Source organism: Thalassobium sp. R2A62 (genome assembly GCF_000161835.1).
Classification (GTDB): Bacteria; Pseudomonadota; Alphaproteobacteria; order Rhodobacterales; family Rhodobacteraceae; genus Thalassobium.
Window position 1 is genome coordinate 2,927,444 of sequence record NZ_GG697169.2, and the last position, 12,457, is coordinate 2,939,900.

Consider the following 12,457-nt stretch of genomic DNA (forward strand, 5'->3'; position numbering starts at 1 on the left):
GCGCAGACCCCAAAGGTCAAGGGGTCTTCGCTTGTTTTGCGTGGGTGATGCACCTCGATTGCGTCTGGGCTAGCTCACCTTTTGGGTCAGATCTTGGCGCTCTTGGATCCACTCGAGCGTCTTGGCAAACGGCATTGGGCGCGCGATCCCGAAACCTTGGACGTGTCCACACCCGATCTTGGCTAGTGTTGAGTGTTCCCTTACCGTTTCAACGCCTTCCGCCAGAGTGTCGACACCCAGCTGGTTCGCCATGGTCAAAATAGCTTGGACCAATTGTTTCTGCTGCGCGTCTTCATCCAGCAGTGCCACAAAAAGACGGTCAATTTTAACCCTGTCCACTTTCAGCTTTTGGATATGAGCGATTGACGCGTTGCCGGTTCCAAAATCATCTAGATCAATTCGGCAGCCAAGTTCGGACAGTCCCGATATGTTGCGAATGATGGTGCCGTCTGTTTCGTTGGAAAAGACGGTCTCGAGAATTTCGATGCACAACCGATCAGGGGTGAGGTCAAAGCGATCGAGTTCCCATTTTACTTTCTCGACCAACTTGGGGTTTCGAAGCTCTGCAGTAGAGAAATTCACCCCAATCAAGGGTGCATTTAAACCCGCGTCATCCCATGCGCGAAGTGCGGCCAAGGATTGGAACAACATAACCTCACTTAGCCGTTCGGACAGTCCGGCTGTGTGAATGATCGAAAGAAAGTCGCTGGGGGGGGAGTGTGCCATGTTCTGGATGCTCCCAGCGGGCAAGCGCCTCAAAACCGGTGATGTCGCCAGTTCGAGCAGTGACCTGCGGTTGGTAATAGGCGGTGATCTCACCTTCGTCCAATGCTCGTTGGATGGATTGCGCAAGCTCATTCGGCGCAGCGATCAAATGGTCCATTTCTTTTGTATAAAATCTAATCGCCGAAGGACCATTGCGGCGGGCCTCAGTCATTGCTGAGGCCGCACCAGCGAGCAGTTTATCGGCGGTTGGCGCATCCAGTCGAGCACTAAGCGCGAAGCCCACGGAAATAGTGACACTAACGAAATGCCCGTCTACCGAATTAGGGTGTGCAACATTGTCTTGCATCCGTTTGGCGATCTGGATGCAGGTTTCGATCCCCAAATGTTTAACTGGCCGCAATGCGATGCGAATTTCGTCCTCTTTCGCATAGGCAATAGCGTCGCCATCGCGAAGCATACCCCGAATGCGGACAACCACGTCGCTTTGAACACGCGTTTGGGTCTTGGTCCCATACCGCTCGCCGATGGCATCTAGCTCGTCGATGCATATAGAGAGGGCCGCAGTTTGCAGGGATGCATCGTGATCAAATGCCTGTTCAAGCAGATTCGCCACGCCGTCGATATTTGTAAGCCCGGTGCGTGCATCAACCAAAATTGCCGAAGGTCGAACCGCGCCCCATGTGCAGGCAAAGACCACAAGCGGTGCTACGATCGCAAAACCCAACATAGCCTCGACACCGCCCGCAGCAAAGACAGCAAAGGAAATTGCAGGCAGCATCGCAAGACTGCGTGGATCAACAATGATCGCGCGAATACGACCTCGCGCGGTTTTGGTGGGGGCTGTTCCCATGATAGACGGTCCTATTGGGCGAAAGAGCGCGCTGAGGCGGCTCTATTGGCTCAAAGAGAACAACGCACAGTTCCCAAACAGTTCGTTAACTGAGGTCGGGAATATCCGTCGAATTGTCGGCGTCGGAAGACGTCTGTAGGCCGACAAAGTCAAAGAGTTTTGGGTCCAGCAAATGTGATGGCCGTGCGTTCATCAATGCACGGAACATAACTTGGCGTCGTCCAGGACTATTCTTTTCCCAACCATCCAAGATCTGTTTGACCTGCTGACGTTGCAAACCATCCTGCGACCCACACAGATCGCATGGGATGATCGGATAGTTCATCGCACGGGCGAATGCCTCGCAATCCGCCTCGGCGACATGGGCGAGGGGACGGAATAGAAACAAGTCGCCTTCGTCATTGACTAGCTTGGGCGGCATCGTAGAGAGACGGCCGCCGTGAAACAGATTCATAAAGAAGGTTTCAAGCATATCATCGCGGTGGTGGCCCAAAACGACGGCAGAACAGCCTTCTTCTCGGGCGATGCGGTAGAGATTGGCGCGGCGTAGACGTGAGCAGAGTGCACAATAGGTGCGACCCTCGGGGACTTTGTCCATAACGACGGAATAGGTGTCTTGGTATTCAATGCGGTGAGGTACGCCCATCTTTTCAAGAAACTCAGGCAGAACCGTCGCCGGAAATCCGGGCTGTCCTTGGTCCAGATTGCAAGCGACCAGATCAACAGGCAATAGACCGCGCCATTTCAGTTCGTAGAGAACGGCGAGCAACGTATAGCTGTCCTTGCCGCCAGACAAACACACAAGCCATTTTGCATTGCGGCTCTTCTGGTCGACCATGCCGTATTGCTCGATCGCTTCGCGGGTATAGCGAACGATGCGTTTGCGCAGTTTTTTGAACTCGGTGGTTTTGGGCGCACCGGCGAACAGCGGATGGATATCGTCGAGATCATCTAACATGCAGGCCGTATGCCAGACGCTAGGCGCGCTGTTAAGTGGCAACTGTTCCAGCATTGCCGGTGGCAAAGGTAGAAGCCATCATCGGGCGATTGCCGTCAATGTCGCTAATATTTGCGTTAGTCGGGTACGTCGTCGATCCCGTGGCCGCCCCAAGGGTGACATCGCGCAATGCGCCGAATCGTCAGATAGGTCCCTTTGATCCCGCCATGCTTGGCATAGGCCTCTAGTGAGTAGGCAGAGCAGGTTGGCTGATATCGGCAGCTGTGCCCAACCCAAGGGCTAAAGACCAAGCGGTAGCCACGGACGGGCAGGGACAGAATGTAGGCGAGCGGTGTCACGCATGAACCTTTTCTAATGCACGGCGGAGATCATCAAGCAGCGCCTCAAAATTGCGAGCTGCTGTTGTGCCAGGCCTGCCAACGAGAACATAGTCATATCCGTCCCGTCCTGCGCTGGGCAGAACCAAACGCGCTATTTCACGTAGACGCCGTTTTGCGCGATTGCGTGCCACCGCATTGCCAACTTTCTTGGAACAGGTGAACCCAACGCGAATCCCGTCTGCTTCGCCAGCCTGCCGTGGCCGCGCCTGCAGATTGAACGACGGGGACGATACCCGCTGTGCCTTGGATGCTGCTATGAACTCAGATCGATTCTTGAGCACCTGTGGACGAGCAAAAACCGCCGCAGGCTGAGCCTCGGCGGTTTGTGTCTTGGTATGTTCGGTAGGGTTGGTCATGCCACCCAAACCCCAGCTTTATGCGCTGAGCGACTTCCGACCCTTGGCGCGACGTGCGTTCAGGATCTTACGGCCCGCTTTAGTAGCCATGCGCGAACGGAAACCGTGGCGCCGCTTGCGCACAAGGTTGGAAGGCTGGAACGTGCGTTTCATCGCATTTTCTCCGGTTGTGGACCAAATCACATAAAGGATTCGAAGTCCGTGTATCTCGAAGCCCGTTCTTTAGGGGGCGTACGACATCATGTCAATTCGATCTGCCCATGTTTTCTGCAACAAATGCACTCTTTGGCAACGAGTAAATGTTACAGAGTTCGTGATCAAGTCCTCGAGTTCTGAAACATCGACCCCTTTCACATCAACGACCCGTGATCGGGCTTACCGGATCGTGACCCAACCGTCATGTAGAGTGCAACTTGATACACACGGAACAAAGAAATGACTGATATGACCGATAACACACCAGCACCGCCGACCAATCCGATTCTAAAGCGTTTGCCACTGATCGTGATTGCGACATTTGCGGTTTTGGGTGCAATCTTCTTGCGTGACTATCTCACGTTTCAAACGCTCGCAGATAACCGCGAAGCATTGATCAACTTTCGCGACAATAATTACCTGCTGACCGTTTTGATCTTTATCGCGGTCTATGTTGTCATCGTGGCATTCTCATTGCCCGGTGCAACGATTGCGACGTTGACGGGTGGCTTTCTCTTTGCGACCTTCCCGGGCTTCCTCTTTAACGTCACAGCCGCAACAATCGGCGCAACAGCAATCTTTCTCGCTGCGCGCTGGGGATTCGGCGAAAAACTTGGTGCCAAGCTCGAAGGCTCGCACGGTATGGTCAAAAAGATCAAAGACGGGATCGACGAAAACCAGTGGTCGATGCTGTTCCTGATCCGCCTTGTCCCAGCAGTGCCATTCTTTCTCGCAAACCTGATCCCCAGCTTCCTCGAAGTTCCGCTGCACCGCTTCGTGATTTCGACCTTTGTCGGCATCATTCCAGGTTCAATCGTTTACACCTCTGTAGGCGCGGGGCTGGGCGAGGTGTTTGCACGCGGTGAGACACCGAACCTCGGCATTATCTTTGAACCACACATCCTGTTCTCAATCATCGGCCTGTGTGTGCTCGCAATTCTTCCTACCGCAATCAAAGCCGTGCGCGGCAACAAGGACCTGTAATCATGAACCGTATTAAGACAGACGTTTGCATTGTCGGTGGTGGTTCTGGTGGCTTGTCCATCGCGGCTGGTGCCGTCCAGATGGGCGCCGATGTCGTCCTTCTCGAAGGACACAAAATGGGCGGTGACTGCCTGAACTATGGCTGTGTTCCATCCAAAGCGCTGATCGCTGCAGGCAAGCAGGCCTATGCGATGAACCACGGCGCGCAATACGGTGTGAAAGAGGTCAAACCGACCGTCGATTATGCCGCAGCCAAGGATCACGTTCACAACGTCATTGAAACGATTGCCCCCGTCGACAGCGTCGAGCGGTTCGAAGGACTGGGCGTCAAAGTCATCCAAGAATTTGGGCGCTTTATCTCAAAGACCGAAGTGCAGGCTGGCGATACCGTAATTGAGGCACGCCGCTTTATCGTGGCGACGGGCTCTGGTCCCTTTGTACCGCCGATCCCGGGTATCGAAAAAACCACGCACTACACTAACGAAAACATCTTTGACCTTCGCGAACGCCCTGACCATTTGATTGTTATTGGTGGCGGCCCCATCGGAATGGAAATGGCACAGGCGCACGTGCGGCTAGGGTCCAAAGTCACAGTGATTGAAGGCGCCAAGACGATGGGTAAAGACGACCCAGAGATGGCCGCGATCGTTCTAGAACGGATGCGCGCAGAAGGTATCGAAATTGTCGAAGGTGCGCAGGCTGAATCGATCAGTGAAAAAGGTGGCAAGATCACAGTTAAGACGCCTGCAGGTAACTTTACCGGTTCACATCTGCTGATGGCGGTGGGGCGCAAGGTCAACATTGACCAGCTGGATCTTGATGTGGCTGGCGTTGATCATGACCGTGGTGGCGTCAAGGTAGGCGCCAACCTCAAGTCTGTGTCCAACAGCAAAGTCTACGCAGTGGGCGATGTTGCGGGGGGTATGCAATTTACCCATGTCGCAGGATATCACGCGGGCATCGTCATCCGCTCGATGCTGTTTGGCCTGCCTGCAAAACAACGCACAGATCACATTCCTTGGGTGACCTATACGGACCCTGAACTGGCCCAAGTCGGCCTGACCGAAGCACAAGCGCGTGAAAAACATGGTGACAAGCTCGAGGTTGCTCGATTTCCGTACCACGAAAATGACCGTGCAATTGCCGAGGGCAAAACAACCGGCCTGATCAAAGTTATGATCGTCAAAGGCAAGCCAGTCGGTGCATCGATCGTCGGTGCCCAAGCAGGCGAGATGATCGCCATGTGGGCAATGGCGATTGCGAACGGTTTGAAGATGTCAGCTGTGGCCAATACGGTTTTGCCGTATCCAACCCTGTCCGAGATCAACAAACGAGCCGCGGGTCAGTATTTTAGCCCCCGCTTGTTCGAGAGCAACACGGTGAAACGGGTTGTAGGTTTTGTACAAAGGTGGCTACCGTAAGCCACCTGCTGAAAGGGACGCCTTGTGCGCAACCGATTTAAGACATTGATGAATTCGCTCTCTGGGCGGTTCCTGATTTTGACCACCGTCTTTGTGATGTTGGCCGAAATCCTCATCTTTGTTCCGTCGGTTGCGCGTTTTCGCGAAGACTATCTGCTGCTGCGGCTTGAGAGGGCCCAGATCGCATCATTGGCCCTGTTGGCTGACGACATGATCGAGGCGGATCTCGAGACCGAACTTTTGGCCAGTGCGGGCGTGTTCAACGTGGTGCTGCGCCGTGACGAAGTCAGCCAGCTTATGTTGAATTCGCCTATTCCTTCGCCCATCGACCGGACCTTTGATTTGCGCGATGCGACGGCGTGGACATTGATCCGCGACGCGATGAGCCGGCTGGTCGATTCCGAAGAACGTATTGTGCGCGTTATCGGCCAACCTCTGCGGGACGGTGGTCTATTGATCGAAGTCACGATGGAGACCATGCCGCTGCGTGCGGCGATGATCGACTATGGGCGCAATATTTTGGTCCTAAGCGCTGTTATCTCGATCTTTACCGCAGTCCTGCTGTTTCTAGCCGTGCGGCGATTCCTTGTCGGGCCTATCCGCGGCGTTGTGGACCACATGCAAAGCTATGCCGCCGCTCCGGAAGACGCCCGACGGATTATCCAGCCAGCCGCTGGCGTGACAGAATTGCGTGAGGCCGAAGAGGCGTTGCAGTCTATGCAAAACCAACTGACTGGGGCGCTCAAGCAAAAGGAACGTCTGGCCCAGCTTGGTGGCGCCGTCGCCAAGGTCAGCCACGACCTGCGGAACATCCTAACGTCGGCGCAGCTGTTTACCGACCGGATCGAGGCATCAGACGATCCTCTGGTCGCGCGTCTTGCCCCTAAGTTGGTTAATTCGATCACCCGCGCTGTTCACCTATGCGAAAGTACGCTGGCCTTTGGCAAAGCTGAAGAACCCGCGCCGTCGCTAGATCGTTTTGCAGTCGCTGGGATTGTCAGCGATATTATCGATAGCGAACGGCTCGCTGTGGCAGAACATGATGTATCGTTTTCCGAAGACATCCCTGCGGGTCTCGTTTTGCGTGCCGATTCTGAACAGCTCTATCGTGTCATCGGCAATCTGGTCCGCAATGCACGACAGGCTATCGTCGCGACGAAAAAACCTGGTGAGATTTGTGTTGCTGCGGGCGAAGATGACACGCACTGGGAAATTACCGTGACAGACACGGGGCCCGGTTTGCCAAAACGCGCCCAAGAACATCTGTTTACCCCTTTTCAAGGTGGCGTAAGCAAAGGTGGCACGGGTCTGGGCCTCGCGATTGCCCAAGAGCTGATCCGCGGCCACGGTGGTGATTTGACGTTAAATCGTACTGACGAGACAGGGACACAATTCTGCATTCTCCTGCCGAAATCGGATGCCACACTGGAACCTGTAGAAGTTTAGGATTTGCCTCTTGCAAACCCAGCGCTGCGGGTCTAAGTCCCACCACACGCGGATTGGTAGCTCAGTTGGATAGAGTACTTGACTACGAATCAAGGGGTCGGGGGTTCGAATCCTCCCCAGTCCGCCACACACCCCAGTCTCTGTCAGCACAGCCGGCATTTCCGTGTTTTATCCGGACTTTACGGGGGCTTGCGCTGTGCCATCTGCGTGGGAGACACCTGTGATCCAGTCGATCAGGGCCAAATCCCTCGGCCGTCTCTACCGCCAGCATCACGCGCTTCGGTTAGGCCTGATTTTCCCTGCTAACAGGGAATTAACAGGGAAATTTTGTTAAAATAGCCTTTTTTGGCCCAATTCACTCGTCAATAACCATGGTATATCAACGCGTTCTGAGTGATTTCCCTGCACAAATTAACAGAGAACTTTTTCACAATTAACAGGGAACTTTTTAACGGGAACAGAGAACCAAGCGCGCAGATCAGGGATGGTTCAGATCCTGGCTGAACCCGTAAATCCGCGCCTGCATGTCCCAGTCGAGTGTCTGACGTCAGCACTTATGGGACCAAATAGGGTCATTTGCTAAGAGAGGGTTTGTTGCTCATCGTAACCACCGAGGAGTGGACGATGAGAAAGACAACGAAGAGCCCTGGCGAGAAGATCGTCAAAGACATCAAGCGCGCCGACCACTGCCCGGCAGTCGAAACGCTGTTTCGATGAGAGGGGCGCAAACATTATTCATCTGAAGAGAAGATCAGGATCGTGTTGGATGGGCTGCGTGGCGAGGACAGCATTGCTGAGCTCTGCCGTCGTGAGGGCATATCGCAGGGCATCTACTACAAGTGGTCGAAGGACTTCATGGAAGCCGGGAAGAAGCGTCTGGTTTGCATTCGTCTGACAGCACCAATCCTATTCATACGGTGGTCGCGGGACGTGCAGCATGACGTCCTTACTGACCTCAAAGTGTATGAGGTCGCCTAACTGGGCAGAACACATGCCTATGGTTTGGCATACCGCTCCGGACAATCAGCGCCTGATCTGGGCGCACAACGCAGCTGCTCGACCGAAACGGCTATCAGACTTCATGTGAACACCGTTGCCATTGCCTAGACGTTGGAGCGACGCGCAACAACGGTCAGTATAAGATGCGCGGCTAGCGATCTTGCTGTGGCTTCAAATTTGGCACGGTTTTGGTGGAGCCTAGGGGAGTCGAACCCCTGACCTCTTGCATGCCATGCAAGCGCTCTCCCAACTGAGCTAAGGCCCCTACCGATGCAGCGTCACTGCGGGTTGCTGTCTAGGCAGCGCCGCGGGCGAGATCAAGCGAAAAATCCAGCCCGCAGGTCGTTTGGTTTAGGAATCGTCGTCGGATCCGGCGGCCACATCTGCAAGCTCTTCGAGCGGCACAGTGTCCTCGTCTTCGTCGTCGTCCAGCAGATCATCACTGATCTCGACGTCCGCATCATCTGCGTCGTCATCATCATCAAGAATCACTTCATCCTCATCGGACTCCTGCATCTTCTTGGTCTGTGCATCCTCAGCGTCCGCAACCATGGTGCGGTTCTTCGCTGTATCGATGGTCACAGTTTCGCCGGTATATGGGCTGATAATCGGATCGGCGTTCAGGTCATAGAACCGTTTGCCGGTCGTTGGGCACAAGCGCTTTGTGCCCCATTCTTCTTTGGGCATCGAAAATCCCTTCTAACTGTCTCTGGTCTTGCGGCGGATCGGTGCCAACTGCCATAACACGCACACGGTGTCAAAGGCTTTGGTGCCCGCTTTTAACAACCAACCATGAGGTGCATATGGGTGAGCACGTCTTAGGGGGCAACCCTCCTGTCGCAGTAACACTGCGCCAATCCGCGCGAGCGCGCCGGATTAGCCTACGTGTGTCGCGTCTGGATGGGCAAATAACACTGACTGTCCCCAAGGGTGTCAGCACCCAAGAGGCGCTAAGTTTTGCTGATGAAAAATCCGATTGGATTCGTAAACATCTGGCGGCGCGACCGGCTGACAGGCGGGTCGCAATCGGGGGCTCAATTCTGTTTGAGGGTCAAGAAGTCGATATTCTTGCAGGACGTGTAAGAGCGGCAAAGCTGATAGATGGACAACTGGTGGTTCCAGCCAGCGAATCTATGGTGACACCTCGCGTGGTCGCATTCCTTAAGGCCCGCGCTCGCGCCCGCCTGACAGAAGCATCGACACGCTATGCCGCACAGGTCGGGCGCCCCTTTGGTCGCATCTCTATTCGGGACACGCGGTCGCGGTGGGGGTCGTGTTCGTCCGAGGGCAACTTAATGTATTCGTGGCGATTGGTGATGGCACCGCCCGAGGCGCTTGAATATGTCGCAGCTCACGAGGTCTGTCATTTGGTGCATATGGATCATTCTGATCGCTTTTGGGGCGCGGTGCAGGCGATCTATCCAGACTACAAGATCCAGCGCAATTGGCTGCGCAAGAATGGCGAGCAATTGCATCAATGGGTGTTCAAGGATTGACCCACCTTAAATTTGTGATCACAAAGATCACATGTTGATCCAGTCCAAAGCGAATGAACCCAGCGGTGCAGCCCATGACCGTGTGTACCGTCAGTTGCGCACCCAGATTATGCATGGGGAAATTGCCCCCGGCGCTGCGTTGACCCTGCGCGGTATCGGCAAACAATTTGGCGTCTCAATGACCCCTGCAAGAGAGGCTGTGCGACGCTTGGTTGCTGAGGGCGCGCTGTCGATGTCGTCATCGGGTCGGGTCAGCACGCCTGAGTTGTCGAACGAACGGATCGAAGAGCTGGCGGCGGTCCGTTCGCTTCTGGAGACCGAACTTGCCACGCGTGCGTTACCGCGTGCGCACATGGCACTGATCGACAGGCTTGAGACGGTCAATTCAACGATTTCGCAAATGGTGTCGCGGCAGGATGCGCCGGGTTATATTCGGACGAACCTCGAATTTCACCGCGCATTGTATCTCAGGGCGCAGGCCCCAGCGATGCTGGCGTTGACGGAAACGGTTTGGTTGCAGCTAGGGCCCACTATGCGGGCGCTCTATGGCCGAATGCGCCGGACAGGGCCACCCTACCACCACAAGCTGATCCTCGCAGCCCTACGGGCCGGAGACGAGCCGGGTTTGCGTCTCGCCGTGCGCTCTGACGTTACCCAAGGGCTACGTATGCTCGCGACCTAGTTGGGCGGGGTGGGGGCACTTGCCCCCTTTGACCTCTGGCCAATCACCCCAATGTTTTTCGAAACAAGATCGATCAGGAATGGATTGGTCCGTCGCCACATGCCAGCGCGGCTTCACGCACGGCCTCGGAATAGGTCGGGTGTGCGTGGCATGTCCGTGCGAGATCTTCTGCAGCGGCACCAAACTCCATCGCGACGCAAATCTCGTGGATCAAATCGCCAGCCATAGGGCCGATGATATGCGCCCCGAGGATGCGATCGGTGGCCTTGTCCGCAAGGATTTTGACAAATCCTTCGCCAGCAAAGTTGGCTTTGGCACGGCCGTTGCCCATAAAGGAGAACTTGCCGACTTTATAATCAACGCCTTGGTCCTTGAGGGCCTGTTCCGTGGCACCGACATTGGAAACCTCTGGGTGGGTGTAGATTACACCGGGGATGACGTTGTAGTTTACGTGCGGCTGCTGACCCGCGAGACCTTCGGCACAAGCCATGCCTTCGTCCTCGGCTTTGTGAGCCAACATCGGCCCGTCAATGCAGTCGCCGATGGCATAGATGCCTTCCACGTTGGTCGCATAGTGGGCGTTGGTTTTGATCTGGCCACGCTCGGACATTTCAACACCCAGCGCGTCAAGGCCGAGCCCATCAGTGTAAGGTTTGCGACCTGTGGCGACCAAAACGGTGTCCGTCTCGAGTGTTTCTTCGGCGTCATTCTTGCGCAGTTTGTAGCTAACTGTCGCCTTGGTCTTATTGGCGGATACCGACTGAACAGCGGCCCCCATGATGAATTTAAACCCTTGTTTCTTCAGGGTTCTTTGGAATGTCTTTTGCACCTCGGCATCCATGCCCGGAGTGATCGCATCGAGATATTCGATGACGGTGACCTCTGAACCGAGACGCAAGTAGACGCTGCCAAGCTCGAGGCCGATGACACCCGCACCAATGACAGCCAGTCGCTTTGGAATTTTGCCCAACTCAAGCGCACCAGTCGAAGACACGACGACCTTTTCGTCGATCTCAACGCCGGGCAATGTTGCGACATCAGAGCCTGTAGCGATGATGATATTCTTGGTTTCATGGACCTCATCACCGACTTTGACTTGGCCAGTGGCAGGGATCGAACCCCAGCCCTTGAGCCAATCAATCTTGTTCTTCTTCATCAGAAACTCGACACCTTTGGTGTTGGTTTCGATGGTGTCTGATTTGTACTGAAGCATCTGCTTCCAATCGACCGAGGGTGACTTGCCTTTCAGGCCCATTGCGCCAAAGTTATGCTCGGCTTCGTGCAGCATGTGCGAGGCATGAAGCAATGCTTTGGACGGGATACAGCCGACGTTCAAGCATGTCCCACCGAGGGTTTCACGGCCCTCTACGATTGCAGTTTTGAGACCCAATTGGGCGCAGCGGATCGCGCTGACATAGCCGCCGGGGCCGGAGCCGATTACGATGACATCATAGCTGGACATTGGAGTCTCCTTGGTCCGAATTTTATGTATTTTACGTAATTTAGTGTCCGAATTACGTAATTTGCAGGTTTTGTTAACTTTATTCAACGAGTGCGGCGATCAGCATCAAACAGGTCGCGCCAAATCCGGCAAACCAGATCAAGCTGCGCCAAGGTGAGAGACCGAAATAATAGGCGGGTACGTAGAGGATGCGGGCGCCCAGAAAAGTCCACGCGCAGAGGGCGGTAAAGCCCGAGGAGCGGTCCCCAAGGCTGACCACAAGAACGGCGATCGTAAAAAGGATCAGCGCCTCAAAGTGGTTGTTCAAGGCCCGGTAGAGACGCGCAGCTTTGGTGCTGAGCATCTCGACCATAGGCTTGGGCATGCGTTCCGCGTCACGGGGCGACATGGTGTGACCCACGCCAAGTTCCATGTTCGCTGGGATCGCCATAAGGGCGAACTGCACCGCTTGGAGCAGGGCCGCCAGGGTGAGTGCTATGAGTTCGGGGGTCATTGAGGAGTC

14 protein-coding genes, 2 tRNA genes and 1 pseudogene are annotated in these 12,457 nt (G+C 55.0%); 7 read left to right on the top strand and 10 right to left on the bottom strand.

Annotation, left to right across the window (positions count from 1 at the left end):
- Nucleotides 1-69 precede the first annotated feature (69 nt).
- The 6 genes from TR2A62_RS19430 to rpmH all read right to left on the bottom strand — a co-directional run bounded on the left by TR2A62_RS19430 (nt 70) and on the right by rpmH (nt 3,423).
- Nucleotides 70-726: an EAL domain-containing protein gene (locus tag TR2A62_RS19430; protein WP_083791074.1), complete on the bottom strand. Its 657-nt coding sequence runs from the start codon at nt 724-726 to the stop codon at nt 70-72.
- Entirely contained in the window at nt 656-1,576 is a 921-nt protein-coding gene (locus TR2A62_RS19435) for a diguanylate cyclase domain-containing protein (RefSeq protein WP_009157648.1), read from the bottom strand. The genes TR2A62_RS19430 and TR2A62_RS19435 overlap by 71 nt, the downstream gene beginning before the upstream one ends.
- 85 nt (nt 1,577-1,661) lie before the next feature.
- Nucleotides 1,662-2,534, bottom strand: a complete 873-nt coding sequence (gene ttcA / locus TR2A62_RS14650) for a tRNA 2-thiocytidine(32) synthetase TtcA (protein WP_009158454.1) — start codon at nt 2,532-2,534, stop codon at nt 1,662-1,664.
- Nucleotides 2,535-2,650: 116 nt separating this feature from the next.
- Nucleotides 2,651-2,872: a membrane protein insertion efficiency factor YidD gene (yidD, locus tag TR2A62_RS14655; protein WP_009159750.1), complete on the bottom strand. Its 222-nt coding sequence runs from the start codon at nt 2,870-2,872 to the stop codon at nt 2,651-2,653.
- Nucleotides 2,869-3,270, bottom strand: a complete 402-nt coding sequence (gene rnpA, locus TR2A62_RS14660; RefSeq protein ID WP_009158873.1) for a ribonuclease P protein component — start codon at nt 3,268-3,270, stop codon at nt 2,869-2,871. Before rnpA ends, yidD begins: the two co-directional genes overlap by 4 nt.
- A gap of 18 nt (nt 3,271-3,288) precedes the next feature.
- On the bottom strand, nt 3,289-3,423 hold the full coding sequence (gene rpmH, locus TR2A62_RS18225) for a 50S ribosomal protein L34 (RefSeq protein ID WP_009157868.1): 135 nt from the start codon (nt 3,421-3,423) through the stop codon (nt 3,289-3,291).
- A gap of 291 nt (nt 3,424-3,714) precedes the next feature.
- On the opposite strand from rpmH, the gene TR2A62_RS14665 reads away from it, so the two are divergent.
- From TR2A62_RS14665 to TR2A62_RS18560, 5 genes and pseudogenes are all read left to right on the top strand, one after another.
- Nucleotides 3,715-4,449 (top strand): TVP38/TMEM64 family protein, encoded by a 735-nt coding sequence (locus tag TR2A62_RS14665; RefSeq protein WP_009158289.1) that lies wholly within the window; start codon nt 3,715-3,717, stop codon nt 4,447-4,449.
- Between the two features lie 2 nt (nt 4,450-4,451).
- Complete coding sequence (locus tag TR2A62_RS14670) at nt 4,452-5,870, top strand: NAD(P)/FAD-dependent oxidoreductase (RefSeq protein WP_009159493.1); 1,419 nt, start codon at nt 4,452-4,454, stop codon at nt 5,868-5,870.
- A gap of 45 nt (nt 5,871-5,915) precedes the next feature.
- Entirely contained in the window at nt 5,916-7,316 is a 1,401-nt protein-coding gene (locus tag TR2A62_RS14675) for a HAMP domain-containing sensor histidine kinase (RefSeq protein WP_040821599.1), read from the top strand.
- Between the two features lie 50 nt (nt 7,317-7,366).
- Nucleotides 7,367-7,443 (top strand) — tRNA-Arg (locus TR2A62_RS14680).
- A gap of 497 nt (nt 7,444-7,940) precedes the next feature.
- Nucleotides 7,941-8,195, top strand: a pseudogene (locus TR2A62_RS18560) (transposase); the annotation flags it as partial.
- 309 nt (nt 8,196-8,504) lie between these two features.
- On the opposite strand, the gene TR2A62_RS14690 reads toward TR2A62_RS18560, so the two are convergent.
- A tRNA-Ala gene (locus TR2A62_RS14690) sits at nt 8,505-8,580 on the bottom strand.
- Nucleotides 8,581-8,666: 86 nt separating this feature from the next.
- Nucleotides 8,667-9,002: a TIGR02300 family protein gene (locus TR2A62_RS14695; RefSeq protein ID WP_009160673.1), complete on the bottom strand. Its 336-nt coding sequence runs from the start codon at nt 9,000-9,002 to the stop codon at nt 8,667-8,669.
- Nucleotides 9,003-9,118: 116 nt separating this feature from the next.
- Between TR2A62_RS14695 and TR2A62_RS14700 the strand changes: the two genes are divergently transcribed.
- Nucleotides 9,119-9,811 carry a M48 family metallopeptidase gene (locus tag TR2A62_RS14700; protein ID WP_009159042.1) on the top strand — a complete coding sequence of 231 codons (693 nt, stop codon included), beginning with the start codon at nt 9,119-9,121 and terminating at the stop codon, nt 9,809-9,811.
- A 31-nt stretch (nt 9,812-9,842) separates the two neighbouring features.
- Nucleotides 9,843-10,493, top strand: a complete 651-nt coding sequence (locus tag TR2A62_RS14705; RefSeq protein WP_009159882.1) for a GntR family transcriptional regulator — start codon at nt 9,843-9,845, stop codon at nt 10,491-10,493.
- A gap of 73 nt (nt 10,494-10,566) precedes the next feature.
- On the opposite strand, the gene lpdA is transcribed toward TR2A62_RS14705, so the two are convergent.
- Together lpdA and TR2A62_RS14715 are read right to left on the bottom strand one after the other, a co-directional pair.
- The gene (gene lpdA, locus TR2A62_RS14710; protein WP_009160099.1) at nt 10,567-11,955 is read right to left on the bottom strand and encodes a dihydrolipoyl dehydrogenase; all 1,389 of its coding nucleotides are present in this window, start codon (nt 11,953-11,955) and stop codon (nt 10,567-10,569) included.
- A 79-nt stretch (nt 11,956-12,034) separates the two neighbouring features.
- The gene (locus TR2A62_RS14715; RefSeq protein WP_009157562.1) at nt 12,035-12,448 is read right to left on the bottom strand and encodes an MAPEG family protein; all 414 of its coding nucleotides are present in this window, start codon (nt 12,446-12,448) and stop codon (nt 12,035-12,037) included.
- Nucleotides 12,449-12,457: the final 9 nt, after the last annotated feature.

Excerpts from the sequence above, each read along its gene's own strand:
- TR2A62_RS19430 (WP_083791074.1), bottom strand. The coding sequence starts at position 726 with ATGGCACACTCCCCCCCCAGCGACTTTCTTTCGATCATTCACACAGCC.
- TR2A62_RS14715 (WP_009157562.1), bottom strand. The coding sequence starts at position 12,448 with ATGACCCCCGAACTCATAGCACTCACCCTGGCGGCCCTGCTCCAAGCG.
- TR2A62_RS14670 (WP_009159493.1), top strand. The coding sequence starts at position 4,452 with ATGAACCGTATTAAGACAGACGTTTGCATTGTCGGTGGTGGTTCTGGT.
- rpmH (WP_009157868.1), bottom strand. The coding sequence starts at position 3,423 with ATGAAACGCACGTTCCAGCCTTCCAACCTTGTGCGCAAGCGGCGCCAC.
- ttcA (WP_009158454.1), bottom strand. The coding sequence starts at position 2,534 with ATGTTAGATGATCTCGACGATATCCATCCGCTGTTCGCCGGTGCGCCC.
- rnpA (WP_009158873.1), bottom strand. The coding sequence starts at position 3,270 with ATGACCAACCCTACCGAACATACCAAGACACAAACCGCCGAGGCTCAG.
- TR2A62_RS19435 (WP_009157648.1), bottom strand. The coding sequence starts at position 1,576 with ATGGGAACAGCCCCCACCAAAACCGCGCGAGGTCGTATTCGCGCGATC.
- TR2A62_RS14705 (WP_009159882.1), top strand. The coding sequence starts at position 9,843 with ATGTTGATCCAGTCCAAAGCGAATGAACCCAGCGGTGCAGCCCATGAC.
- TR2A62_RS14695 (WP_009160673.1), bottom strand. The coding sequence starts at position 9,002 with ATGCCCAAAGAAGAATGGGGCACAAAGCGCTTGTGCCCAACGACCGGC.
- TR2A62_RS14700 (WP_009159042.1), top strand. The coding sequence starts at position 9,119 with ATGGGTGAGCACGTCTTAGGGGGCAACCCTCCTGTCGCAGTAACACTG.
- TR2A62_RS14665 (WP_009158289.1), top strand. The coding sequence starts at position 3,715 with ATGACCGATAACACACCAGCACCGCCGACCAATCCGATTCTAAAGCGT.
- lpdA (WP_009160099.1), bottom strand. The coding sequence starts at position 11,955 with ATGTCCAGCTATGATGTCATCGTAATCGGCTCCGGCCCCGGCGGCTAT.